The organism is Pseudomonas maumuensis (assembly GCF_019139675.1).
In the GTDB taxonomy this organism is placed as follows: Bacteria; Pseudomonadota; Gammaproteobacteria; order Pseudomonadales; family Pseudomonadaceae; genus Aquipseudomonas; species Aquipseudomonas maumuensis.
In genome coordinates this window covers 2,260,453-2,284,587 of the sequence record NZ_CP077077.1, presented here as the reverse complement: position 1 = coordinate 2,284,587, position 24,135 = coordinate 2,260,453, and the positions used below count along the sequence as shown (strand labels likewise).

The 24,135-nt window shown below is 66.7% G+C and carries 25 protein-coding genes and 1 pseudogene; 9 read left to right on the top strand and 17 right to left on the bottom strand.

Annotation, left to right across the window (positions count from 1 at the left end; genetic code table 11):
• Nucleotides 1-63: 63 nt before the first annotated feature.
• Nucleotides 64-1,110 (bottom strand): annotated as a pseudogene (locus KSS90_RS10515) (class I SAM-dependent methyltransferase).
• A 194-nt stretch (nt 1,111-1,304) separates the two neighbouring features.
• Here KSS90_RS10515 and KSS90_RS10510 point away from each other — a divergent pair.
• Entirely contained in the window at nt 1,305-1,793 is a 489-nt protein-coding gene (locus KSS90_RS10510) for a signal peptidase II (protein ID WP_217869317.1), read from the top strand.
• Nucleotides 1,794-1,904: 111 nt separating this feature from the next.
• On the opposite strand, the gene KSS90_RS10505 is transcribed toward KSS90_RS10510, so the two are convergent.
• Nucleotides 1,905-2,759 carry a type 1 glutamine amidotransferase domain-containing protein gene (locus tag KSS90_RS10505; protein WP_217869316.1) on the bottom strand — a complete coding sequence of 285 codons (855 nt, stop codon included), beginning with the start codon at nt 2,757-2,759 and terminating at the stop codon, nt 1,905-1,907.
• A 13-nt stretch (nt 2,760-2,772) separates the two neighbouring features.
• Nucleotides 2,773-3,078, bottom strand: a complete 306-nt coding sequence (locus tag KSS90_RS10500; RefSeq protein ID WP_217869315.1) for a putative quinol monooxygenase — start codon at nt 3,076-3,078, stop codon at nt 2,773-2,775.
• 88 nt (nt 3,079-3,166) lie between these two features.
• On the opposite strand from KSS90_RS10500, the gene KSS90_RS10495 reads away from it, so the two are divergent.
• Nucleotides 3,167-4,093 carry a LysR family transcriptional regulator gene (locus KSS90_RS10495; RefSeq protein WP_217869314.1) on the top strand — a complete coding sequence of 309 codons (927 nt, stop codon included), beginning with the start codon at nt 3,167-3,169 and terminating at the stop codon, nt 4,091-4,093.
• 126 nt (nt 4,094-4,219) lie between these two features.
• Complete coding sequence (locus KSS90_RS10490; protein WP_217869313.1) at nt 4,220-5,272, top strand: YVTN family beta-propeller repeat protein; 1,053 nt, start codon at nt 4,220-4,222, stop codon at nt 5,270-5,272.
• Between the two features lie 50 nt (nt 5,273-5,322).
• Here the strand turns inward: KSS90_RS10490 and gspF are convergent, their stop codons facing one another.
• Genes gspF through gspG form a run of 7 tightly spaced genes read right to left on the bottom strand, consistent with a single transcriptional unit; the run spans nt 5,323 to nt 13,137 of the window.
• Complete coding sequence (gene gspF / locus KSS90_RS10485; protein ID WP_217869312.1) at nt 5,323-6,528, bottom strand: type II secretion system inner membrane protein GspF; 1,206 nt, start codon at nt 6,526-6,528, stop codon at nt 5,323-5,325.
• Complete coding sequence (gspE, locus tag KSS90_RS10480; protein WP_217869311.1) at nt 6,528-7,949, bottom strand: type II secretion system ATPase GspE; 1,422 nt, start codon at nt 7,947-7,949, stop codon at nt 6,528-6,530. The genes gspF and gspE overlap by 1 nt, the downstream gene beginning before the upstream one ends.
• A complete protein-coding gene (gene gspD, locus KSS90_RS10475; RefSeq protein ID WP_217869310.1) occupies nt 7,946-10,312 on the bottom strand; it encodes a type II secretion system secretin GspD in 2,367 nt (788 codons plus the stop codon). Before gspD ends, gspE begins: the two co-directional genes overlap by 4 nt.
• Nucleotides 10,309-10,827 carry a type II secretion system protein M gene (locus KSS90_RS10470; protein ID WP_217869309.1) on the bottom strand — a complete coding sequence of 173 codons (519 nt, stop codon included), beginning with the start codon at nt 10,825-10,827 and terminating at the stop codon, nt 10,309-10,311. The genes gspD and KSS90_RS10470 overlap by 4 nt, the downstream gene beginning before the upstream one ends.
• Nucleotides 10,817-11,737, bottom strand: coding sequence for a type II secretion system protein GspL (gene gspL / locus KSS90_RS10465; protein WP_217869308.1), 921 nt, complete (start codon nt 11,735-11,737; stop codon nt 10,817-10,819). Before gspL ends, KSS90_RS10470 begins: the two co-directional genes overlap by 11 nt.
• The gene (gspK, locus tag KSS90_RS10460) at nt 11,734-12,684 is read right to left on the bottom strand and encodes a type II secretion system minor pseudopilin GspK (RefSeq protein WP_217869307.1); all 951 of its coding nucleotides are present in this window, start codon (nt 12,682-12,684) and stop codon (nt 11,734-11,736) included. Before gspK ends, gspL begins: the two co-directional genes overlap by 4 nt.
• A gap of 6 nt (nt 12,685-12,690) precedes the next feature.
• Complete coding sequence (gene gspG, locus KSS90_RS10455) at nt 12,691-13,137, bottom strand: type II secretion system major pseudopilin GspG (RefSeq protein ID WP_102683751.1); 447 nt, start codon at nt 13,135-13,137, stop codon at nt 12,691-12,693.
• A 147-nt stretch (nt 13,138-13,284) separates the two neighbouring features.
• Here gspG and gspI point away from each other — a divergent pair, with 147 nt between their 5' ends.
• The gene (gspI, locus tag KSS90_RS10450; RefSeq protein ID WP_217869306.1) at nt 13,285-13,644 is read left to right on the top strand and encodes a type II secretion system minor pseudopilin GspI; all 360 of its coding nucleotides are present in this window, start codon (nt 13,285-13,287) and stop codon (nt 13,642-13,644) included.
• A 26-nt stretch (nt 13,645-13,670) separates the two neighbouring features.
• On the opposite strand, the gene KSS90_RS10445 is transcribed toward gspI, so the two are convergent.
• A complete protein-coding gene (locus tag KSS90_RS10445; protein ID WP_217869305.1) occupies nt 13,671-14,669 on the bottom strand; it encodes a bile acid:sodium symporter family protein in 999 nt (332 codons plus the stop codon).
• 133 nt (nt 14,670-14,802) lie between these two features.
• On the opposite strand from KSS90_RS10445, the gene ampC reads away from it, so the two are divergent.
• The 3 genes from ampC (at nt 14,803) to KSS90_RS10430 (ending at nt 17,206) form a co-directional block, all read left to right on the top strand.
• Entirely contained in the window at nt 14,803-15,942 is a 1,140-nt protein-coding gene (gene ampC, locus KSS90_RS10440) for a class C beta-lactamase (protein ID WP_217869304.1), read from the top strand.
• Between the two features lies 1 nt (nt 15,943).
• Nucleotides 15,944-16,567, top strand: coding sequence for a glutathione S-transferase family protein (locus KSS90_RS10435; protein WP_217869303.1), 624 nt, complete (start codon nt 15,944-15,946; stop codon nt 16,565-16,567).
• 306 nt (nt 16,568-16,873) lie between these two features.
• The gene (locus KSS90_RS10430; RefSeq protein WP_217869302.1) at nt 16,874-17,206 is read left to right on the top strand and encodes a hypothetical protein; all 333 of its coding nucleotides are present in this window, start codon (nt 16,874-16,876) and stop codon (nt 17,204-17,206) included.
• A 59-nt stretch (nt 17,207-17,265) separates the two neighbouring features.
• Here the strand turns inward: KSS90_RS10430 and KSS90_RS10425 are convergent, their stop codons facing one another.
• From KSS90_RS10425 to KSS90_RS10415, 3 genes are all read right to left on the bottom strand, one after another.
• On the bottom strand, nt 17,266-17,571 hold the full coding sequence (locus tag KSS90_RS10425; protein WP_102685052.1) for a hypothetical protein: 306 nt from the start codon (nt 17,569-17,571) through the stop codon (nt 17,266-17,268).
• Nucleotides 17,572-17,803: 232 nt separating this feature from the next.
• Nucleotides 17,804-17,992 (bottom strand): hypothetical protein, encoded by a 189-nt coding sequence (locus tag KSS90_RS10420; RefSeq protein ID WP_217869301.1) that lies wholly within the window; start codon nt 17,990-17,992, stop codon nt 17,804-17,806.
• A 140-nt stretch (nt 17,993-18,132) separates the two neighbouring features.
• Nucleotides 18,133-18,453: a YbjQ family protein gene (locus KSS90_RS10415; protein ID WP_217869300.1), complete on the bottom strand. Its 321-nt coding sequence runs from the start codon at nt 18,451-18,453 to the stop codon at nt 18,133-18,135.
• A 133-nt stretch (nt 18,454-18,586) separates the two neighbouring features.
• Here KSS90_RS10415 and KSS90_RS10410 point away from each other — a divergent pair, with 133 nt between their 5' ends.
• Together KSS90_RS10410 and KSS90_RS10405 are read left to right on the top strand one after the other, a co-directional pair.
• Nucleotides 18,587-20,014 carry an MFS transporter gene (locus KSS90_RS10410; RefSeq protein WP_217869299.1) on the top strand — a complete coding sequence of 476 codons (1,428 nt, stop codon included), beginning with the start codon at nt 18,587-18,589 and terminating at the stop codon, nt 20,012-20,014.
• Nucleotides 20,011-20,739: a class I SAM-dependent methyltransferase gene (locus KSS90_RS10405; RefSeq protein WP_217869298.1), complete on the top strand. Its 729-nt coding sequence runs from the start codon at nt 20,011-20,013 to the stop codon at nt 20,737-20,739. Before KSS90_RS10410 ends, KSS90_RS10405 begins: the two co-directional genes overlap by 4 nt.
• A 121-nt stretch (nt 20,740-20,860) precedes the next feature.
• Here KSS90_RS10405 and ribD read toward each other — a convergent pair whose 3' ends face one another.
• The 3 genes from ribD to KSS90_RS10390 are packed head-to-tail and all read right to left on the bottom strand — an operon-like array spanning nt 20,861 to nt 24,135.
• A complete protein-coding gene (ribD, locus tag KSS90_RS10400; RefSeq protein ID WP_217869297.1) occupies nt 20,861-21,775 on the bottom strand; it encodes a bifunctional diaminohydroxyphosphoribosylaminopyrimidine deaminase/5-amino-6-(5-phosphoribosylamino)uracil reductase RibD in 915 nt (304 codons plus the stop codon).
• Nucleotides 21,772-22,431 carry an SAM-dependent methyltransferase gene (locus tag KSS90_RS10395; RefSeq protein ID WP_217869296.1) on the bottom strand — a complete coding sequence of 220 codons (660 nt, stop codon included), beginning with the start codon at nt 22,429-22,431 and terminating at the stop codon, nt 21,772-21,774. The genes ribD and KSS90_RS10395 overlap by 4 nt, the downstream gene beginning before the upstream one ends.
• A 12-nt stretch (nt 22,432-22,443) precedes the next feature.
• Nucleotides 22,444-24,135 (bottom strand): WD40 repeat domain-containing protein, encoded by a 1,692-nt coding sequence (locus KSS90_RS10390; RefSeq protein ID WP_217869295.1) that lies wholly within the window; start codon nt 24,133-24,135, stop codon nt 22,444-22,446.

Genomic DNA, 24,135 nt, shown 5'->3' with positions numbered 1-24,135 from the left:
GCTGCACGACGAAGGGGCGCCAGTTGGCGCCCCTTCTGTTTGTGGGATCTATCTGTGGGATCGCTACTTCCTGGCCTCCAGTATCAAGTTGAATGGCGTCTGCGTCGCCCGCCGGAAGTGCCTGAACCCCGCCTCCTCGAACACCGCCCGCAGCCGCGCCTCCCCAGCCTGCGCACCCAACCCCAGCCCCACCTCCTGCGACAGCGAGTTCGGCGTGCAGATAAAGGTCGAAGCCGCGTAGAACAAGCGCCCTACCGGGTTGATGTTGGCATCCAGGGTATCCTCGGCGAACGGCTCCACCAGCATCACCGTGCCATCGTCCTTGAGCGCTTGGTAGGCATGTCGTGCCGCGCCCACCGGGTCGCCCATGTCGTGCAGACAATCGAAGAAACACACCAGGTCCAGATCGTGGCCGGGATAGTCCTTGGCCGACGCCTGCTGGAAGCTGGCGCGCTCGGTCACGCCTGCGTCACGCGCGCGCTCGCTGGCGGTGAGCACCGAAGGCGCATGGTAGTCGTAGCCGGTAAAGCGCGAGGCGGGAAACGCCTCGGCCATGACAATGGTAGAGGCGCCATGACCACAGCCGATATCGGCCACCTGGGCGCCTACCTGCAGCTTTTCCACCACCCCGTCCAGTGCCGGCAGCCAATCAGCCACCAGGAAGGTTCGGTAGCCGGGTCGAAAGAAGCGCTCGGTGCCACTGAACATGCATGGATGGTGATCGCCCCAGGCCAGGGCGCCATCGCCGCGCATGGCCGCCACCAGCTTGTCCTTGTCATGGAACAGTGCCGCCAGCACCTAAGCGCCGCCGGCCATGTAGGCGGGCGAATCCTCCAGCGCCAACGTCATGGCCTGCTCCTCGGGCAGGGTGAACTGTCCATCGCGATGCACCAGGTAACCTGCCGCCGCCTGACCGTTGAGCCACTCACGCACCAGTCGTGGCTGGCAGCCGGTGCGTTCGGCCAGGGCCTCGGGCGTGACTGGCTGGCTGTCGGCCATGGCCCGATACAGCCCCAGCTCATCGCCAAGGATGACATTGGCCAGCGTCGCCGCCGCCCCCATGTCGCCCACCAGCTTGCCCATGAACTCGTGAAGCCTTGCCTCGTCCATGACCTGCCCTCCTCTGCCAGAAGGCCACCGTCGGCGACGTCCGGTCCGGGAGGCGGTGGTCGGATGGATGATCGGGTCGCGTCTGCAACAGACCCGGGCTTTAAGTCTAGACCCGCCTGCGCTATCTTCGCCGCGCCGCAGGCTTGCCCGTCAATGGCGGACGACCGCATTCGCGCACTAAAGGAACTGTCAGCATGTTTTCCAGCCGTACCCTCGTCCTCACCCTGGGCATCGCCTTCATCATTCTCGACCAGTGGGTAAAACTGATCGCCCTGGTCGCCCTGAACAATCACAGCTATGTCTATGGCAACCAGAGCGTCTGGCTGGACCTGGCCCTGAGCCTCAACCCAGGAGCGTTCCTCAGCCTGGGCGCCGGGCTGGCTCCGTGGCTCAAGCAACTGGTGTTCGTGGTCGCCGTCGGCGTGGTGTGCGCCTGGGCCATCGTCTGGGCCTGGCGCCACTGGCAATCGGCACCGGTCAAGGCCAGCGCGGCCTGGTTCATCGCCGTGGGCGGGCTATCCAACTTGATCGACCGGGTGTTTCGCGACGGCCACGTGGTCGATTACCTGGTCCTCAATATCGGCACTCTGCACACCGGCGTGTTCAACCTGGCCGACATCGCCATCATGGCCGGCGCCACAGTGCTGGTGATGGACGGCATTACCCGGCCGAGCAAACGCTGATCTCCCTGGCCATGGATCGCACTGCGGGCCGCCCCAAGCGAGGCAAAGCCTGCGCACCTGAATGACCGAGGCCCTGCCAGCATCCGCAAGGCCTCAATCACCTGCACTCGCTCAGTTCTTGCGAGTACCGACACTCTCCAACTGCTCAAGCAACGCCTTGGCCAACGCCTTGTCGGAAAACGGATTCTGCCCGGTGATCAACTCGCGATCGACCACTACATGGGGCTGCCAGGCCTGGGCATAACTCATGTCGCCTCCTGCGCGGGCCATGGCCTTGGCGGGATAGAACTGCAGACGCTGCTCCTTGAGTGAGCCCTCGAACACCTGCTCCTCAGGGTCAGAGAAAATGGTCATGCGATAACCCCGGTACGTCCAGTCGCTGGCCGCCGGGGTTTCGCCACGGGCGAGCGCGGCGCGGTAGGCAACCGGATCCTGCTGCGCCGACAGCAACGTGATCGGGCCGTGGCAAATGGCAGCCGTGGGCTTGCCGGCCTGGTGGAAATGACGCAACAGGGCACCGACGTCGGGGTTGTTGGCCAGGTCGATCAACGGTGCATGGCCCCCAGGGATGAAGATCCCGGCATAGCGGCCCATATCGCCAGCCAGTACCTCCTTCACCGACAGCGTGTCGTCGATATCCGGCAGGCTATCGACCACCTGGCGGATACGCTGCATCTCGCGGGCATCGCCGCCGAAATACATCGGGTCGATCGAGCGCTCATCGACACTCGGCGCATTACCCTTGGGAGTCATCAGCACCAGCTTGTAGCCGGCCTTGAGCAACTGGTCGGCAGGCACGCCGAATTCGTTGAGGTAGTAACCGGTGGGGTACGGTTTGCCGTCCTTGAGCTGCAGCTGGTTCTCGCTGGACAACAGCACCAGTACCTCACCCTTCGTAGCGGCGGCGGCCTGGCCGGCCAACAAAATGCCAGCGAGTGCCAGCGCGACGGGAGCAATCGTGTTCATGGTGTTTTCCTGATCAGTTGAATGGCGCGATATCCAGCGCACGGGCAAGCTGCACCTGGGTAGGTGCGGCCAGCCAGCCGGCGCTGGCGGCGCGATAGGCCTGGTAATGCGCACTGTTGCGATGGGCCTCGACGGCGGCGGCATCGACATACAGCTCGAACAGCTCGAACGCCAATACCTCGCCCTCGCGGACGAACAGGTCATAGCGCAGGTTGCCGGGCTCGGCGCGGGTCTGCTCCACCATCAGGCGCAAGGCCTGCTCTGTAGCCTCACGATGTTCAGGATGTGGCTGGATAGTGGCGAAGATGGCAATGGTCACGGGCGTCTCCCTCAACAAAGTTGGGCCCATCCTAACCATCGCGTTATGATTCGATAATTCGAAAGCACTTATTCCTGTGATTCATTTTATGAATATCAGCAACAAGGACCTCAACCTGCTGCACCTGTTCCAGGTGCTCTATGAAGAACGCAATGCCTCCCATGCCGCGCAACGCCTGGCCCTCAGCCAGCCCGCCCTGAGCCACAAGCTCAACAAGCTGCGCCAGCAGTTCGGCGACCCCTTGTTCGTGCGTGCGCCACGTGGCCTCACGCCAACGCCCAGGGCCCATGAACTGGCGCCCCGGATACAGCAGCTGGTTGCGCAGCTACAGGACTTCTACCGGGATTGCGACGGCGATGATTTCTTCTCCCGTCCGGCCCAGGTACACCTTTACAGCACCGACTACCTGGAACAGACCCTGCTGCCCAGGCTGCTGCCGATCCTGCGCACCCAGGCACCGAACCTGACCCTGATCACCCACAACACCCAGGGCAACCTGCCACGCGAGGCACTGGAAAAAGGCACCTGCGACCTGGCCATCGCCGGTTTCTACAACGGCCTGCCGGACACCTTCCATCAACAACGCCTGCTCAGTGAGGATTTCGTGGTACTGGCCGCCGCCGACAACCCACACCTGACCGAGGGCATGAGCCTGGAGGCGTTCCTGGCCTGCGAGCACCTGCTGACCACACTTACCGGCGACCTCGATGGCCGGGTCGATCACGCCCTGCGGGCTGTTGGTCGGCAACGCCGGGTGGTGGCCGGGCTGTCCAGCTTCATTGCTCCTACGCGCCTGGTGCGCGGCACCGACCTGCTGCTGACCTGCCTGCGCTCGCTGGCCATCGAAGCGGTCGAGCGCGACCCCGGCCTGCGCCTGCACCCCCTGCCCCTGGCGCTGCCCCGGGTCGAAGTGATGCAGATCTGGCACGCGCGCACCCACGCCGACCCCTTGCGCCGCTGGTTCCGCCAACAGGTGTGGGAGGTAGCGCAGCTGGTCACTGCACCAGCTGGTTGATCTCGATGATCGGCATCAGCACCGCTAGCCACCGTCGGCGTGCATATGTCCACTGAAACTCTCGGGCGGCCCGACGGGTCACAGCCAGTGCATGCAACAAGGATCACACCTTCAAGGAGACTGGACATGCCCTACCCCATGACATTCACACCCCCCTTCCGTCTGCTGGCCCTGGCCGGTGCCCTGCTGGCCTGCGCCACTTTGGCCAATGCCGACGACGTGCTGCTGGTCGGCAACAAGGCCGACGCCAGCGTGTCGGCCCTGGACACTGGAAGTGGCCAGGAAATGATCCGCCTGCCGGTAGGCAACGGCCCTCACGAGGTGGTGGTCAGTGGCAATGGCCTGCTCGCCGTGGTTGGCAATTACGGCGCGCAAGGCACGGCGAACAATAGCCTGAGCGTGATCGACTGGCCGACCCGGACGGTCGTGCGCACCATCGACCTGGGCGAAGACGCCCGCCCCCATGGCATTCGCTTCCTGCCCGACAGCCAGCGTGTGGTGGTCACCACCGAAGCCAGCGAACGTCTGCTGGTGGTCGACCTGGCCCAAGGTAAAGTGCTCGATCGGATCGACGTCGGTGGCGGCAAACCGCACATGGTCGCGCTGTCACCCGGTGCCGACCGCGCCTACGTCAGCCATGTCGAAAGCGGCACGCTGTCGGTGGTCGACCTGCTGCACAAGAAGAAAATCGCCGAGATCCCCACGGGCGCCGGCAGCGAAGGCGTGGCGGTGACCCCCAGCGGCACCCAGGTATGGGTCAGCAACCGCGACGGCAACGAAGTGGTCATCGTCGATAGCAAGCGCCTGGAAGTCACCGACCGTATCCGCACCGGCCTGTTCCCGATCCGCGTCGCGATGACCCCGGATGGCAAGTATGCACTCGTCACCTGCGCCAAGTCGGCGGAACTGGCGGTGATCGATGTGGTGGCCAAGAAAGAGATCAAGCGCATCGGCCTGGCGCGCGAAGGCGCCGAATACCGCCGTACGATGCTCGGCGAAGAGGCGCTGCCGATTGGCGCGGTGGTCTCGCCGGATGGCAAGCGGGTCTATGTGGCGATCAGCGGCGGCGATGAAGTCGCGGTGATCAGCACAGCCAACTGGACCGAGAAGGCTCGCTGGAAAGCCGGCCCCGAGCCGGACGCCCTGGCGATCGTGGTGCAGCCGAAGGAAGAGAGCTGAGCACCGCAAAGGCGCCTCGCGGGAGGCGCCTTTGCTCCATGGGCAACAGGTCACTGCACCAGCTGGTTGATCTCGATGATCGGCATCAGCACCGCCATGACGATCAGCAGCACCACCGCCCCCATGATCACGATCATCAACGGCTCGAGCAGCGCGGTCATGCCCATGGCGCGGCGCTCAATGTCCTTGGCCAGGCTGTCGGCGGCGCGGTCGAGCATCGGCGGCAGGTTGCCGGTCTTCTCGCCGCTGGCGATCAGGTGGATGAGCAGCGGCGGAAAGACCTTTTCCACCGCCAGCGCCGAGGCCAGCCCGGCGCCCTCGCGCACCCGCGCGGTGGCCTCGCTGACACACTGGTCGAGGCGATCGTTGCCCAAGGTCTGGCGCGCCGCCTCCAGCGCACGCAGCAGCGGCACCCCGGCGCTGCCGAGGATCGCCAGCGTGGAGGCAAAACGCGCCGTGTTCAGGCCCAGCACGAAACGTCCGAACAACGGCAGCCGCAGGATCCGCGCATGCCAGGCCAGGCGCGCCGCGGGGGCGCGCAGGTAGACCCGCCAGGCCCAGAACGCCCCGGCCATCAGGGCAAAGCACAGCACGCCCCATTCGCGCACGAAGTCACTGGCCGCCAGCATCGCCAAGGTCAGCCCGGGCAAGTCCTGGCGTGCCTGGGTGAAGGCGCTGACCACCTGCGGCACCACGTAGCTGAGCAGGAAAATGACGATGCCCACCGACACCAACCCGACCACGCCGGGGTAGATGAACGCGGTGAGGATCTTGCCGCGCAAAGTGTTGCGTTCCTCGATGTAGTCGGCCAGGCGCTCCATCACCTGGGCCAGGTCGCCGGACTCCTCGCCCGCCGCCACCAGCGCCCGGTAGATCTCGGGGAAGTCCCGTGGCCGCTCGGCCAGTGCGTCGGCCAGGCGCATGCCACTGCGCACATCACCGCGCACCGCCGCCAGCAACTGCGCCACATGCTTGCGCTCGGCTTGCTCCAGGGTCGCGCCCAGCGCCGCCTCCAGCGGCAGGCCGGCGGCCAGCAGGCTGGCCAGCTGACGCGTGGCCCAGGCCAGGTCGCCATCGCTCAGCCTGGCGCTGAACAGGCCCGCGCCCTGCCCAGCAGCGGCCTGGGCCTCGACCTCCAGCGCGGTCAGCCCCAGGCCGCGCAATTGCGCCATAGCGGCGCCCGGGCTGTCGGCTTCGAGCAGCCCTTTGACGATATGCCCCTGGGCGTCGGCGGCTTCATAGCGATAACGGTTCATCAGGTATCCCGTGTCACCCGCAGGATCTCTTCCAGGCAGGTGCTGCCGCTGTCGACCCAGCGTTGGCCGTCTTCGCGCATGCTGCGCATGCCGTTGCTCCGGGCCGCGGCGCGCAGGGCCTGCTCATCGGCGCCCTGATGCACCAGGGCGCGCACTGCGTCGTCCACGCAGAACAGCTCATGTATGCCGGTGCGCCCGCTGTAGCCACAGTGATTGCAGTGCGCGCAGCCCACCGCCCGGTAATGCCCGGGCGTGGCCGGATCGGGCTCGCGGCAGTGCGGGCACAGGCGCCGCACCAGGCGCTGGGCCAGCACGCCGAGCAGCGCCGAGGCCAGCAGGAATGGCTCGACGCCCATGTCGACCAGGCGGTTGACCGCCGACACCGCATCGTTGGTGTGCAGCGTGGCCAGCACCAGGTGCCCGGTCAGCGAGGCCTGCACGGCGATCTGCGCGGTCTCCAGGTCGCGGATCTCGCCGATCATGATCACGTCCGGGTCCTGGCGCAGAATGGCGCGCAGGGCCACGGCGAAGCTCATGTCGATGCGCGCATTGACCTGGATCTGGCTGATCCCCGGCAGGTCGTATTCCACCGGATCCTCGACGGTGAGGATGTTGCTGACACTGGCATCCAGCCGCGCCAGGGCGGCATACAGGCTGGTGGTCTTGCCCGAGCCGGTGGGGCCAGTGACCAACACGATGCCATGCGGCTGGCGAATCAGCTGGTCGAGCCGCGCCAATACGGCGGCGTCCATGCCCAGCGCCTCCAGGCGCAGGCGCCCGGCCTGTTTGTCCAACAGGCGCATGACCACGCGCTCGCCATGGCCAGTGGGCACGGTAGACACGCGGATATCGATGGGCCGCCCGGCCACGCGCAGGGCGATGCGGCCGTCCTGGGGCAGGCGCTTCTCGGCGATGTCCAGCTGCGCCATGATCTTGATCCGCGACACCAGCGCGCCGTGCAACGCCTTGCGCGGCGAGACCACGTCGCGCAGGGTGCCGTCGACCCGGTAGCGCACCAGGCAGTGGCTCTCGAACGGCTCGATATGAATGTCGCTGGCCTGGTCGCGGGCCGCCTGGGTGAGCAAGGCGTTGATCATGCGGATCACCGGTGCGTCGTCCTGGGCCTCGAGCAGGTCGGTGACTTCCGGGATGTCCTGCAGCAGGCGGTCGAGGTCCACCTCGTTCTCCGCCGCGCCCACCACCGCCGCGGCGCTGCCGGTATCGGCGTAGGCGCTGACCAGCAACGCGTCCATGTTCGCGTCGGTAACCGCTTCGACAGCCACCGCGCCAAAGCGCCGACGCACCTCTGCCACCGCCCAGCCCGGGCTCGAAGGGCAACACGAGAGTACCGCCCTCGCCTCGTCATCGACCTGCAGCACCACCCGCTGTGCCTTGGCCCAGGCATACGGCAAGCGGCTCAACGGGCCACCTCGTCCACCGGCACGGCACGGATCGAGGCCCGCGGTGCCTGCGATGACACCGGCCGCGCGCGGCCCTGGTCGGGCACGCCCTGCTCCACCGGCGGCAGCAGCGGCATGTCCATGTCCGGCAGCGCCCAGGAGTGCTCGGGCTTGAGATTGCCCTGGGTACGGCGGATGAAGTCGTAGCGGTTCAGGGTGATGCTGCGCCCCGCCGCGGCATCGCGCACGATGTACGGGCGCAGGAACACCATCAGGTTGGTCTTGGTGCTGGCCCGGCGCTCGCTGCGAAACAACGCGCCGACCCCCGGCAACCCGGACAGCCACGGGATGCCCTCGTTGCTCTGGGTGTAGCCGTCCTGCAGCAACCCGCCGAGGACCATGATCTGGCCATCGTCGAGCAGGATGCTGGTGTCGATGGCGCGCTTGTTGGTCACCGTGCCGGCGGCACTGGAGGCGCGCTGGTCGACGCTGCTGACCTCTTGGTAGACGTCGAGCTTGACCGTGCCGCCCTCGGAGATCTGCGGCCGCACGTTCAGGCGCAGGCCCACTTCCTCGCGCTGGATGGTCTGGAACGGGTTATTGCTGTTGCCGCCGCCATCGGTGACGTACTGGCCGCTGACGAAGGGGATGGTCTGGCCGACGAAGATGCTCGCCGCCTCGTTGTCCAGGGTCAGCAGGTTGGGTGTCGACAGCACGTTGCTGCCACCCTTGCTGGTCAGCGCACGGGCCAGCACCTTGAGGTCGAGCACCTCGCCGATGCCGGGGATCTTCACCGTGCCATCGACCACGCCCACCGACAGCCCCTTCGGCAGCACATCGATGCTGCTCGGCCCCTTGACCAACCCACTGCCACCGAGGTTGGCACCGCCGAACACGCCATTCTTGCCAAGGTTGCCGGCCTGCCACTGGATGCCGAATTCATTGGCATCGTCCTCGCCGACCTCGACGATCAGGCTTTCCACCACCACCTGGGCGCGGCGCTGGTCAAGCTGGTCGATGACCTCGCGCAGGCTGCGGTACAGCGGCTCGGGGGCGGAAATCAGCAGGGTGTTGGTGGTCTTGTCGGCCTGGATGGTCGCGCCGCCGGCAGAGAATGCGGTGCCTTGGTCGTTCTGCTGCGCGCTGGCGCCGTAGCCGTTCGGCGTGCTGCCGGCGCCCAGGCCGTTGCCGCGGTTCTGGCTGCCAGTTGTGCTGTTGTTCTGCATGCCGGTGTTGTTGTTGCCGGTGCTGGCGCTATTGCTGTTGCCACTGCCGCCCGTGAGCATGCCGCCACCGCTGAGCAGCGCACGCGTGCCGTCGGCAGTGGCGCTGTCGCTCTCGCCGGTCAGCAGCCCGCGCAGGCTCTGCGCCAGCTTGTCGGCCTGGGCATTGCGCAGGTACACCACGTGCAGGTTGCCGGCGCTGTTCTGCGCATTGTCGAGCTTGTAGACCAGGTCGCGGGCCAGCTGGGTACGCTCGGGGCTGCCGGAACGGATCACCACGCTGTTCGAGCGCGGATCGCCCAGCACGCTGATCTTCTGCGTCGGGTCGCTGCCCTGGCTGTCGAGCAGTTCGTTGACCATGCTGGCGATGTCGCTGGCGATACCGTTGTTGATCGCCACCACATCGGTGTCGATGGCGCTGGGGATGTCGACCCGGTCAAGGATCTGCGCGACCCGCTCAAGGTTCTCGGCGTAATCGGTGACGACCAGGGTGTTGTTGCCCGGGTAGGCGTTGATCGGGTTGTCCGGCGAGACGATCGGGCGCAGCACCGGGATCAGGTTGACGGCGTTCTCGTACTGCAGACGGAAGGTTCGGGTGACCATGCCGTTGCCAGCGTCGCGGTCGCCGCTCACCAGCGCGCCGCCGAGCAGCTTGGCGTCGGCCTGGGGCACCACCTGGGCCACACCGCCGACATCGACCACGCTGAAGCCCTGCATGCGCAGGGCCGACAGCAGCATGGAATAAGCCTTGGCGGCAGGCACCTCGCCTTCGGAAACCAGGGTCAACTGGCCCTTGACCCGTGGATCGACCAGGAACTGGCGACCGGTGGCGCGGGACAGGCCGCGCACCACTGCCTGGATATCGGCATCGACGAAGTTCAGCTGTACCGGCTGGTCGCCCAGTGGATTGGCCGGCGCGGGTGCGGCCACGGCGCGGCTGTGGCGCTGCCCGACCCGAGGCGGCGTTTGGCGCTGCAGTGGGCGGCTCTGCGGTTCGCGATGATCCAGCGTTCCCGCCGTGGCACCGGCTTCGGCCAGCGGGCGGCCCAGCTCGCTGCTGGCCAGGGGGCGTTGCACGCTCGGCGCACTGGCGCAGGCGCTGAGTACCAGGGCCAGGAGCAAGGGCGCGAACGGCAGTCGCGGTGAACGGAGGCACGTCATGAAGGGTCCTTAGCGCCATGCGCCTGAGTCATGCGAAGGGTTCCGGAAAAAGTCACCGGGCTGCCGGGGTCGCCGGGGTCTCGGCGCAGCGCCAGCTGGCCAACACCGAGCCCGAGGCGCGGCGGCACAGCCTGCAGCCAGGCCATAGCTGCCTCGGCAGGGGCCCGCTGCCAGCCCAGGTGCCAGGTGTCGCCCTCGCCGTCGAGCTGTGACTGCGCCAGCAGGCCAGCCTGCTCCAGGCTCTGGCGCAAAGCCTGGGCGGTATCCGCAGGCCGTTGTGCCAGGCGCTCCCCTAGCAGTGCATCGAGCGCCTGCGCCTGGCTGCGCAGCTTGGGTGTTTCGGACTGCCAGTGGTCGATCCGGGCCAGGGCTGGCAGCACCAGTACCTGCCAGCAGAACAGCGCGCCGAGCAAGCCGCCTGCCAGGGCAACCGCACGACGCTCCCTCGCGGCCAGGGCTTGCCAGCGTTGCCGGCCCTGTCCGCGCAGCAGGCCCAGGCGGGCCTTAATCGACATGGGCCAGCTCCTCGCCGGATGGGTTGGCCGCACGCAGGGTCCAGCCCTGCCCACTGGACTGGCCTTCGATGCCGCGTGCGGCGAGGTCGGCCTGCCAGGCGCTGTCCGCCGGGGCCTTGCCACCATCGTCCAGGGAAGTGAGGCGCAGCACGCCATCCTGATAATCCAGCGCCTCGACATTGCCCGCCAAGAACGGCATGACCTGGCCGGCGCCGTCGAGCAAGGCCGCCAACCCCGAGCCTGCGCCGCCCTGCCCGGCCTGCAGTTGCTGACGTGCCTGCTGCAGGGGATTGAGCACTACCGGCAACTGCGGGAAGGCCATGCGCACCTGGGCGACCATGTGCGCACGTAACCGCTCACCCTCGTCGGCCAGGTGCGCGGCATAGAGGTTCAAGCCCAGGCACCAGATCGACGCTGCCGCAGCCCAGATCACCAGCGTGTGCCCCCAGGCCTGCGACTTCACAGGCCCGGCAAGCCCGCCGGCCAAATCGACCGACGACGCTGCATCGTCCTGTCGGGCGAACAGTCCGGCCACGCGGATGCCGCCGGCCTGCAGCCATGCCTGCAGGCGCGCCATCTGCGCAAGGCCCAGCCAGGCCACGGCAACCTGCCCGTCAGCCTGGCGCGGCCCGTGCGCCACGTGGACCTGCCCGGCATCGCCGAGCACCAGGCCCTGGACCGCGCAGCCCACCGCCGCGCTCAACCGCTTGCCCGTCAGCGGTGGCAAGGCCAGGACCAGGGCCAGGCTGTCGTGGGCATGCAAGTGCAGGCGCCAGGATGCACCCTTGATCTCGCGCTGCAATTGCCCGCGTGTGGCCTGGCCGCCACGCTCGGCCTGGCGGTAGTCCAACAGCGAGGCATCCTCCAGCTCCGCCAACGGCGGCAGCTGCACATCAACCAGCGTACTCATGCGCCCACCCGGCTCCAGATGACATCCGGCAGCTGCCCCTCGCGCTGGCGCAGCAGCGCCTGCAGGGGTAGTTCGCGGCTGCCCAGGCGCGCCTGGCCGCGCAGGCGGAACCAGTCGCTGTTGATCCCTACCCGCACATTGGCCATGGCCAGCTGCGGCATGCGCAAACGGTTGACGAAGTCGCCCCGGTTGATGAACCAGCGCCCACTGTCGCGCTCGGCCACCAGCGCCATGGCCTGCTGCAGCGACAGCCCCGGCACCTGCGCGGCGAGCACTTCGGCACTGGCGGTGTTGCCATTGATCCAGGTCAGCGCCGGCAGCACCGTGACGAATCGGCGCAGGCGCTGCAGGGCCTCGGCGTCCATGCCCTTGAGCCCGACCAGGGCATCGACGCTGCGCAGCATCGGGCGCCTGGCCGGCAACGGCTCGGCGGCAACCGCCGGCGAGGTCGCACGGCCGCCTTGCAGGCCTTGGCCGGCACTGCCGGGGGCTTCCGGCGGGCGCTGTGGGTAGCTGTCGACCACCTGCCCGGCAATGGCCGTGGCCAGCCGCTCGCCGATGCCGATCAGCGTACACAGACGCTGGAAGGTCGCCAGTGCCTCGCTGTCCACCTGGCCATCGACCACCAGGTTGCGCAGGTTGAACTTGCCCTGCTCATCCTCCAGTTGCCCATCGAAGCGCACGCTGCCGGACGGCACATCGCGCATCGGTCGCGCCCAGGGTTGGCCGCCACGTACCAGCGGATCACGCAGGCGTTGTTCGAACAACACCCTGCGGCTAAGTTGCAGGCCGCCTTCCAGGGCCCATTGTCCCTGCAGCGCCATCTGGCGGTTCTCTATCTGCCGGGTCTGCAGCCCCTGGCGTTCGATCATGCCTGCGGCGATCACCGCCACCACCGCGGCAATCAACAGCGCACTGATCACGGCCATGCCGTCCTGGCGCGCCATGGCCGGTCACAACTGCCAGGAGCCGAGGTCGGCGTTCACCCCATCGCCCCCGGCCTGGCCGTCCGCGCCCAGGGAAAACACATCGATCTCGCCGTTGGCGCCCGGGTTCAGGTACTGGTAAGGGCGGCCCCAGGGGTCGTTGGGCAGGCGGTCGAGGTAGGCACGCCATTGGCCATCCTTGGCCTGCGCCGGCTTCTCCACCAACACCTTCAGGCCCTGGTTCTGGTTCGGGTAGGCGCCGTTGTCCAGGCGGTACAACTTCAGTGCCTGCATCAACCCACCGATGTCCTGGCGCGCCGCCGTGGCGCGGGCCTGGTCGGGGCGGTCGAGCACCTTGGGCACCACCATCGCCGCGAGGATCCCGAGGATCACCACCACCACCATGATCTCGATCAGGGTGAAGCCCTGTTGGCGCAAGCGGCGGGTGGGAAGGTTGCGGCGGGCGATCTGCATCTCGGCATTCCTTGCGTGAGTTCGAATCGGGGGCCGATTGTGGCAAGGCGGTATGTCACGGATATTGAAAAAGCTCGGGAGTCGGCGTCGTCAAAGCGTCATCGGGCCGCTCTACAGTGCCGCTTTGCCTTGCGCGGAAGATGCCCTGTGCGGACTACCGAGAATGGTTTCACCCTGATCGAAGTGCTGGTGGCGCTGACCATCGTGGCGGTGGCCATGGCCGCCGCCGTGCGCGCCAGCGGCTTGGCGACCCAGGGCAACGGGCTGTTGCGCGACAAAGCGCTGGCCTTGCTCGCCGCCCAGGGCCGCCTGGTCGAGCTGCGCCTGGAGGGCAGCGCCAGGCCTGGGGTCAGGCAGTTCGACTGTGACCAAGGCCGTTTACGCCTGCGCTGTGAACAACGCATCGCGCAGGCGCGGGACGGATTGCTGGAAGTGTCGCTGCAGGTGTTCGAACGCCAACGCGAAGGGCCGGCGCTGGCGCGATTGCAAACGCTGATAGGCCACTGAGCGCGCCACGCTCCCACCGCATCTTTTCATTCCAGTGACGCGCGCGCCTCGGGATGGTGCTCCTCCACCCGCGCCGCATAGCGCTGCGCCAGCACCGCGCAGACCATCAGTTGGATCTGATGGAACAGCATCAGCGGCAGGATCATCGCGCCGATGCCGCCGCCGACGAACAACACCTGCGCCATGGGCACGCCCGTCGCCAGACTCTTCTTGGAGCCGGCGAACAGGATGGTGATGCGGTCCTCGACATTGAAACCCAGCAGCCGCCCGAGCAACCGCGTGCCCAGCAACACCACCGCCAGCAGGATGCCGCATACGGCGAACAACCCGGCCAGGTGCTGCGGCGACACCGTGTGCCACAGGCCGGTGACCACCGCTTCGCTGAAGGCGGTGTACACCACCAGCAGAATCGAGCCCTGGTCCACCACCTTCAACCAGCGCGCATTGCGCTTGACCCAGGCGCCGATCCAGCGGCGGGCGACCTGCCCGGCAACGAAGGGTACCAGCAACTGCAGGGTGATCTTCAGCACCGCGTCCAGCCCGGAGCCGGTATCGCCCGAGGCGCCCAGCAGCAGCATCACCAGCAGCGGTGTGAGGAAGATCCCCAGCAGGCTCGAGGCCGCCGCGCTGCAGATCGCCGCCGGCACGTTGCCACGGGCCAGCGAGGTAAAGGCGATGGCCGATTGCACCGTGGCCGGCAAAGCGCACAGATAGAGCACGCCCAGGTACAGCTCGTTGCCCACCAGCGGCACGAACAGCGGTTTGAACGCCAGCCCCAACAGCGGGAACAGCACGAAGGTGCAGGAGAACACCAGCAGGTGCAGGCGCCAGTGGCCGGCACCGGCGATGATCGCCTCGCGCGACAGCTTGGCGCCGTGCAGGAAGAACAGCAGGCCGATGGCCAGGTTGGTCAGCCAGCCGAACAGCACCGCGCCCTCGCCTGCGCACGGCAGCACGGTGGCGATGAACACCACCGCGAGCAAGGCCAGAGTGAAGTTGTCGAACAGCATGCGCAGATATCTCATCACAGGTTCCGTCTTGTCTTTGTGCAAGCCTGGACGATAAGGTCTCGACCTTCACGCCGCTAACGCCGGAACCCCCGGCAGTGTCGCCCAACGGACAACTCGGCGGCGGAGTCACGAAAAGGAACCTCCCACCATGAAACCTCACCCACACCTGCTGCTGGCCAGCGCCCTGGCGCTGACCGCCACTCCCCTGCTGGCCGACGACCTGCAACGCAGCGTCGATGGCATCATCCAGCCACTGCTGCGCGAGCACGGCATAGCCGGCATGGCCGTGGCGGTGTATGCCAATGGCCAATCGCACTACTTCAACTACGGTCTGGCCGACAAAGCCAGCGGCCAGGCGGTGACCCGCGACACCCTGTTCGAAGTCGGCTCGGTGAGCAAGACCTACACCGCCACCCTCGCCGCCCTGGCCAGCGCCGAAGGCAAGCTCGACCTCGCGGCGCCCGCCAGCCGCTACCAGCCCGCCCTGGCCAAGGCGCCGATCGGCAGCGCCAGTGTGCTGGAGCTCGGGGCCTACAGCGGCGACTGCCTGCCGCTGCAGTTTCCCGACGAAGTGCAGACGCCGCAGCAGACCCTGGCCTGGTTCCAGAACTGGCAGCGCCGCGCCGAACACGGCACCCAGCGCTGCTACTCGAACCCTAGCCTGGGCCTGTTTGGCGACCTCGCGGCCCGCGCGCAACAACGGCCATTCGCCGAGCTGATGACCCAAGGGCTGCTGCCGCGCCTGGGCCTCAAGCACACCTACCTGGAAGTACCGGCCAACGCCCGTGGCCTCTATGCCCAAGGCTACGACGCCAAGGACAAGCCGGTACGGGTCAGCCCGGGGCCCTACGCCGAGCAGGCCTACGGCATCAAGACCAGCGCCAGCGACCTGTTGCGCTACGTCCAGCTGCAACTGCAACCGGCCGGGCTCGACCCAGCCCTGCGCCAGGCCATCGCCATCACCCAGTCCGGTTACTTCCAGGTCGGCGCCATGACCCAGGGCCTGGGCTGGGAGCGCTACCCGTACCCGGTAGCCCTCGATACCCTGCTGGACTACAACGGCGCGAAACTGGTCCGCGAACCCAACGCCACCCGCGCGCTGAACCCGGCACTGCCCGCCGAGCCCGCCGCCTGGTACAACAAGACCGGCGCAACCACCGGTTTCGGCGCCTACGTGGCATTCGTGCCGTCGAAACAGATGGGCATCGTGCTGCTGGCCAACCGCAACTACCCCAACGAGGAGCGGGTACGCGCCGCGCAACGCATCCTCTCCAGCCTGGAGCCATGACATGCTGAGAATCCTGGGCAAGACCTCGTCGATCAACGTACGCAAGGTGCTGTGGACTTGCGTCGAACTGAACCTGCCGTTCCGGCGCGAGGACTGGGGCAGCGGTTTTCAGCCCACCGACTCGCCCGAATTTCTCAGGCTCAATCCCAACGCCATGGTGCCGGTGATCGTCGACGGCGATTTCGTCCTGTGGGAATCCAACACCATCCTGCGCTACCTGGCCAACCAGTATGGCGGCGCTCACCTCTACCCCGGCGCTCCTCGGGCTCGCGCCGCGGTGGACCAGTGGCTGGACTGGCAGGCCACCGACCTCAACGACGCCTGGCGCTACCCCTTCCTGTCACTGGTGCGCCAGTCACCGGCCCATCAGGATCCGACGTTGCTGGCCAGTGCCAGCGCCCAGTGGACGGCAAGGATGCGCCTGCTCGAACAACGCCTTGAAAGCACCGGCGCCTTCGTTGCCGGCAATGACTTCAGCCTGGCCGACGTGGCCATCGGCCTGTCGCTGAACCGCTGGCTCCGCACCCCTCTGGAGCACCCGCCGCTGCCGGCGCTTGCGGCCTATCATGCGCGCCTGCGGCAACGTCCGGGCTTTCTCGAGCACGGCGACAACGGCCTGCCATGAGCACCGGGGATGGATTGTCGGACAAGATGTAGTGAATAGAAATTTTCACTACAAAGCTGTTGACGCCCTTCCCGCGCCTTGTGCATGATGAGGCCGTCTCCCTGATCGGGAGCGGTGGCAAGGGTGTTCCAGACGGCCTGCGCGGTAACGCAGGCCGTCCGTGGAGAGGGAAACTGCCCAGAAGGCAGCGTGAGAAAGCCCCTGTTGCGAAGCTGCTGTAGCAGCCTTGGTTAGCACGCTACATGGTGTGGCGCCAATGTGAACTTCAGACGAACTTCACCAACGAATGTGAGTAATGGGGGCTTTATGATGAACTTGAACAACAATCCAACCATCGATCAATTGGCCCAGCTGTTCGCCGCGCGCAAGGACAGCCTCGACGACCACCTGCTGTGGGTCAGCCAGTCCGGCGAAGTTCGCCTGGATCGCCTGCCGCCGAACACCGTCGAAGACGAATTCGAATCGCACATGCCCAGCATGCGCGCCCGTTTCAAGGTCTACCGCCGTGGCCAGGGCTACGTCGGCAAGAAGGCCGCCGCCGACACCTCCTTCGTCGGTCGCGTACTCGAGACCCTGCAACAAGAATGGCCGACCGCCCGTGAGCGGGAGGCAATCAAGGTGATCGACTCGCTGAACTGAATCCGCGGGCAGTACACCGCTTCTTGAGCCCGGCCCGGCCCCATAAAGGCCGGGCTTTTTCATGCCTGACGCCTGCGCGGCATCGCTTCGGGCAGCGGCAAGGCGCCGGTGGCCAGGGCGCGGGCGCGGTCCACGCCCCACACCAGGGCGCGGGTCATGGTTTCACCTGGGCGCGAGGGGTAGTACTCCTCCAGCAATGCCTTGCCCCCGCGGGCGTACAGCCCGAGAAAAAGCTGTGTGGCGCCAACCCTGGACAGGCGCACCTGCACATCGATGCTGGTGCCGTCGCTCAACTCTTCGTCATGGCTGCGGCTGTGCAACTGTGCATCGGCCCATTGCCAGTAGGTCTCTTCCCTGATTCGCATTGAAGTCGATACTCCGTGTCTGAAATGCCGCGCAAGAAAAGCACAGCCTCGAGCCGGCGGCGAGGGGGACGCGCCGATACCATGAGCGGGATCAAGAAATCGCGGGAAATGCGTGCCGTTGGGCGGTTACGCATTGATCGGACAAAAACGATCGCGGGGCAAACCCGCCCCCACAGACCTTGCTTGGACCCTGTGGCAGCGGGTTTGCCCCGCGATGGTGACTAGTGTGATCTCACTTTTTCGACGGCACACGCGGCGTGAAGCGCCCCTTCTTGGCACGTTGCAAGTGTGCTGGCTGCAGTTGCTCCGACTCGTCCAGGGTCATGTTGGCAAAGCCCAGGCGTAGCGCCGATTGCCCACAACGCACCTGGCTATTGATCGGAAACGCGTCGTTCAGATCTTCAAAAAAAGATTCGCTCATGCCCTGACTCCCTCCAATGGCGACCGTGCCGGCAGGCAATGCACCTGCCTAGTGAAGCGGCGGTCCGTTGAAGTGAGACTAGCCGGTCATTTGCAGACCAGCCGGACAAAAGCTCCTTGCCCGACCAGTGGCAACTGGCCTTACTTCAGGCGCACCGCAGTACCGGTGGCGAACACCACGACCATGCCGCCCTGCACCGACGGCATGCTGATCTCGAAGTCCACGCCCACCAGCGCATCGGCTTGCAACTGCCGTGCCCGTGCCATGAGTTCTTCGGTGGCCTGCTCGCGGGCCAGCTTCAGCGCGCTCTCCAGGGTCTGCGAACGGCCGCCGAAGAAGTCGCGAAAGCGTGCGAAGAAATCGCGCACGAAGTTGATCCCTTGCACCGATTCGGCGCTGACCACACCGAGATATTCGGCAACGGGGCGGCCTTCGAGCTGGCTGGTGGTGCTGATGATCATGGTGAAGCTCCTGGGACAAGACAAAAGAACAGGATCCTAACAAATCCAGCACGAACGAATTACACAAGCAATTTCTTGAATAATGATTTCCGCGCTCCTAGACTCCCAGCGCAGGATCACGCAAGGAGCCTCCATGACCGCCATCCCCGAACAGCCGCCCGCCCGCTGGAGCGAACTGCTCAGCGGCGGCAATGCGCTGCGCTCGATCGCCCTGGCCGGCGGGGTCGCCCTGCACGCCATCAACGTCTACATCGTCACCACCCTGCTGCCCACGGTGATCGACGAAATCGGCGGCTTGGCCTTTTATGCCTGGAACACCACCTTGTTCGTGGTGGCCTCGATCATCGGTTCCACTTTGTCCACGCGTTTGTTGGCCCGCGGCGGACCGCGGGTCGCCTACGTACTCGCACTGCTGGTATTCACCCTCGGTTCGGCCCTGTGCGCACTGGCCACCAGCATGCCGCTGCTGCTGGTCGGGCGCAGCGTGCAAGGCTTGGGCGGCGGCATCCTGTTCGCCCTGAGCTATGCGCTGATCCACCTGGTGTTCGAGACCCGCCTGTGGCCCCGCGCCATGGCCCTGGTGTCGGCAATGTGGGGGGTGGCCACGCTGTGTGGCCCGGCCGTGGGCGGGGTGTTCGCCGAGGGCGGGCACTGGCGCTGGGCATTCTGGTCGCTGCTGCCGGTGGCCGCCGCCCTCGCGTTGATCGTCTGCCTGCGCCTGCCGACACGCCAGGCGCTGGACGACAACGGCACACGCCCGGCCTATGGGCTGATCGCTTGCCTGGTCGCTTCGGTATTGGCGATCTGCGCGGCCAGCCTGGCCGACTCACTGTGGCTCAACCTGGGCGGGATCGTCGCCGGCCTGGCCATCGCCGCACTGATCGCCCGCCTCGATCCCCGCGCCCGCCACCACCTGCTGCCCACCGGCGCCTATAGCCTCAGGCAACCGATGGGCGCGCTGTTCGCCATGATGTGCCTGCTGGTGGCGGCCATCACCACGGAGATCTATGTCCCCTACTTCCTGCAGCGCATCCATGGCTTCGGCCCCTTGGCCGCGGGCTACCTGACCGCCGTAATGGCCGCGGGCTGGACGGTCGGCGCCCTGGCCAGTGCCGGGCGTGACCGCGATGGCGGGGCCTGGCAGATACGCTGCGGCCCGTTGCTGGTGGCCCTGGCGCTGCTGGCCCTGGCACTGCTGACGCCTGCGTCGGCCTGGATCGCCCACGCAGCGGGCCTGGCCTTGTTTGCCCTGGCGCTGGCCGGCGTGGGCCTGGGCATCGGCCTGGGCTGGCCACATCTGCTCACCCGTGTGCTGCAGGCGGCACGCCCCGGCGAGGAAAGCCTCGCTTCGGCCTCGATCACCACCGTGCAGCTCTACGCCACCGCCCTGGCCGCGGCCCTGGCCGGCCTGGTGGCCAACAGCGCCGGGCTGGTCGAGCCCGGTGGCGTGGAAGGCGCAGGTCGCGCGGCGCTGTGGCTGTTCGCCGTATTCGCCTGCGCACCGCTGCTGGCCCTGCCATTGGCGCTGCGCCTCACCTCTGAACGCAAGGAGTGCCCATGAAGGAATCCAAGGAAGTCTACGAACGCATCAGCGAGCAGTTCGAGGACTTCACCAGCCACGCCAGCCAGCGCGGGGTCGAGGTCGACACCTTTCGCTACATGGCCGGCGAAGTGATCGGCGAGGAGATCCTCGACCTGGCCTGCGGCCATGGTTTCTTCAGCCGCCGCCTGAAGGACTGGGGCGCGGCGCGGGTGCATGGCGTGGATATCTCGCCGAGCATGATCTACCAGGCGCGCCAGGCCAACGACGGCATCGCCTACGAAGTGCGCGACGTGGCGCAGATGGGCCAGATCGGCCAATTCGACAAAGTCACTGCGGCATGGTTGTTCAACTACGCCGGCAGCGTCGAGGAGCTGCGGCGCATGTTCGAAAGCGTCGCGCTCAACCTCAAGCCGTCCGGTCGATTGATTGCCTATACCGCCAACCCGGCCTTCGACCTGGCCCGTGGCAACTTCACCGAGTACGGCATCCGCGTACTGGACGAACAGCCGATCGAAGGCGGTTTTCGCTGCCAGGGGCAGTTCATGAGCACGCCGCCGGCGGACTTCACCTACTACCGCTGGCACAAGGCTGTCTACGAGCAGGCCGCCCATGACGTGGGCCTGCGCAATGTGCGCTGGATCGCTCCGCTGATCAGCGGCATCCGCAAGAAGGCGCATCCGCCGGGGTATTGGGACTTGTTCGAGCAGAACAGTCTGCAAGTCGGCTTGATCTGCAGCCGCTGATACAGAAAGCGCCCGTCTTACACCTTGCAGCGCCTATGAAATCGAGCGCCGCCCGCGCGGCGCTCGATCTCAAGAGCGCTGCAACGCTAAAGCCGAGCACCTTGAAAGACCACCGATAGCCTCACACCTGTACCAGCCACTCATCCACCAGCCCCTGATGTGCCAGAACCTCGCACCACGCAGACTCCGCTTCGACCTGGACTTCATTGCAGTCGAGCTCGTACAGCGCCTGCAGCACCCGCTGCGTATCGACGTTGTCGATCACCTGACAGCGTGCGCGGGCATAGCGCCCGTCGCGCATCGCCTGCGCGCAATGCAGCACCAGCGTCGGCGCACGGCCGTCGAGAACCTTGGCCAAGGCTGGGCAATCGAGCCCCTGGTCAACCACGACCCGCAATGGCGCAACTGGCTCGACCCGCTGCGTGGGCACCTGCGCCAGCAACGACGGATCACAGGCCTTGACCCAGTCGCAGGTGGTCAGCAAGGCCGACGCCCTGCCCCGCCAGTACGCCAACGGGGCCTGCTCGTCGCAGTGACTGAGCATCGTGCCCTCGCCCATCGCGCCAATGGCCAGCGCCGCCGGCCGCAACACCCGCACCCAAGGACGCTGCCGCTCGATGCGCGAGAAGAACCCTCGATTGAGTGCTCGCGCCCTGGGACAAGGCATGGCCTCGACAGCGATGCCCGCTTCGCGCAACCGAAGCGCACCGATGCTCTGCGACACATCGGCACTGGCCGTGACCACCCGGCGCACCCCGGCGGCCACCAGCGCATCGGCGCACGGTGGCGTGCGGCCATGGTGACCGCAAGGTTCTAGGGTCACGTAGGCTGTGCTCCCCCGGGCCGCCGCGCCTGCTTCGCGCAAGGCATGCACCTCGGCATGGGCGTGGCCGGCACGCTGGTGCCAGCCACGCCCCACCACTTGGCCATCGTTGACGATCACACAGCCGACCCGCGGGTTGGGCATGGTGCTGTACAGGCCCTGGCTGGCGAGCGCCAGGGCCATGTCCAGGAAGTGGCGGTCGGCGGTGCTCACGTGCGTACCAGCGCGAGCAGATAGCGGGCCTCGCCATGCTGACGCTCGATCACCTCCAGCCCCTGCCAAGTGAAGCCATGGGCCTCGAGTGTCTGACGAATGCCGTCGTCGGTGAAGAAATAGCCCTGACGCTGGTTGTCCATTTCCCGCCACCCTGCCTCGGGCTGAGCGTCATCGACTCCGAAGACATTCAGCCCCACCAGCGCGCCTGGGCGCAGCAAGCGGCGCACATGGGACAGGTACGGGCCCCACTCGTCCGGGTGCTGGTGGTGGAAACAGCCATTGTCCAGGGCCGCATCGAACACCGTTCCCGGCGCCGGCTGCCAGTCCTGCATGGCCTTGTTCACCAAGTCCAGGCGATCGCCCCAGCGCTTGCGCAACAAAGGCCAGCTGGAGTTCTCGACGATATCCAGCCCGGTGACGCGATGCCCGGCGAGGATGAAGGTGGAGGCGTCGCGGCCACGGCCCACGCCGATATCCAGCACATGCTGGTCGCCGCGCGGGTCGAGCCGTTCGAGGAAAGCCTGGGCCGCCTGGATCATGCCGACATCCCACGACCACTCGTCCTCGCCGTGGCTGTAGCGGTGTACGAACGAAGTGCCGAGGGCCTTGCGGTAGTCGCCCTGGGCCATGAAGTCGCTTGCTTGCTTGCTCATCGTACTGCTCCTTCAGGATGCCAGGCGGGCGTCGATGCCGTAGATGCGCCCGTCATAGGAACTGGCCAGGAAGGCATCGCTGGCAGCGTCGTGGGTCAGGCAGGAAATGCCGCTGGCGGTGGGGCGCTGCACCGGCAACCAGCGTCGCGAGGCCAGGTCGAACAACGCCACGGTGCCGTTATAGGCGGCGGTGGCGATCACCCGGCCATCGCTGGAGGCGGCGATGCACTTGATCGAGTGCTGGTGCGGCGAGTCGAACACCTCGTCGCCGGTCTCCAGCCACAGGCGCAGCTTGAGGTCGCGGCCAATGCTGGCGAAGCCGCCGGTGATCGGGCAGCAGCCGTTGGAGATGCGCGTATGCGCCGCTTCGATATGCCGCACGCAGCTGAAGTCGGCGATGCTGTGCAACGCGGCGTCAGCCGAGGCGCAGACGCTGAACAGATGACGCTCGTCGGCGGCCACGCCCTTGATCGCGTTGTCGTGCATGGGGATCGACGCCACCAGGCGCAGGCCGCCCTTGCCGTCGTGGCCGAACACCAGGCCTTCGCCGGTGTAGGTGCCGATCAGCGCCAGGTCTTCGCCCTGCTTGACGAAGGTGGCGCCACAATTGAGCGGCGAACGGTGCTGGTAGAGCATGCGCCCGGACAGGCCATCGAACACCTGGCCCATCTGGCCACCGGTCAGCAGCAGCGGGCCGAACGGCAGGAGGAAGTTGCACAGGCTGCCGACACTAGTCACCGGCTGGTCGTCACGGTGCAGGATGCCAGCGTCGCCGATGCTGTACTGGCGCTCTTCGCTGCGCACCACGGCATTGATGCTCACCGCCGGCTCGATGCCCGACACCTGCCACTGGTCCTGCTCGTAGTTCCAGGTGGCGTAGCGCGAGCCGAAGGTGGCGAACACCAGTTGCTCGTCGCCGACGAAGGCGCAGCTGCGCGGCCAGACGATGCTCGGCAGCGCGGTACTGCGGCGCTTGACCAGGTTACGCCCGGCGTCGAAGGTCCAGAGAATCGCCGAGCGGTCGTAGCTCAGGCTCACCAGCAGGCGCTTGTCGTCGTTCCAGACGATGCGCTTGATCCCTGCGGCGTGGGCCGGCACGGTCTGCACCTGGCCGTCGGCGATGATCGAGATGCGCCCTTCGTCATCACCGGCGAACACCACGCCTTCGCGAGTGATGGCGATGGTGTCGGTCTCGACGCCGCCGATGTCCACCTCGTCGCACTGCTGGCCGCTGCGGGTATCCCACTGGCGTACGGTACCGTCGTCGCTGCTGGAAATCAGGCGCTGGCCATCCGGCGACCAGACCACCGAGATCACGTCGGCCTGGTGGCCATGGAAGGCCTGCAGCTGCGCGCCATCGAGGTCGAAGATGCGCAGCACGTGGTCACGCGAACAGGTCGCCACGCGCTGGCTGTCGGGCGAGAACACCGCCATCTCGACGTCGTCGTTGTGTCCCTGCAGCACCGCCTTCAGGCGCATGCTCGGTACTTCCCAGATCCGCGCGGTGTAGTCGCTGCTGGCGCTCACCAGGTACTTGCCGTCGCTGCTGAAGGCGCACTGGTTGGCCAGGTGGTCATGGTGTACGCGGTGGATCGGCTCGCCGGTGGTGGCGTTCCACAGGATCACCTGGTTGTCGTAGCCGGCGGTGGCGACGAAGTGCGCGGCATGGGCGGCGATGCCGCTGATAGGGCCAATGTGTTTCAT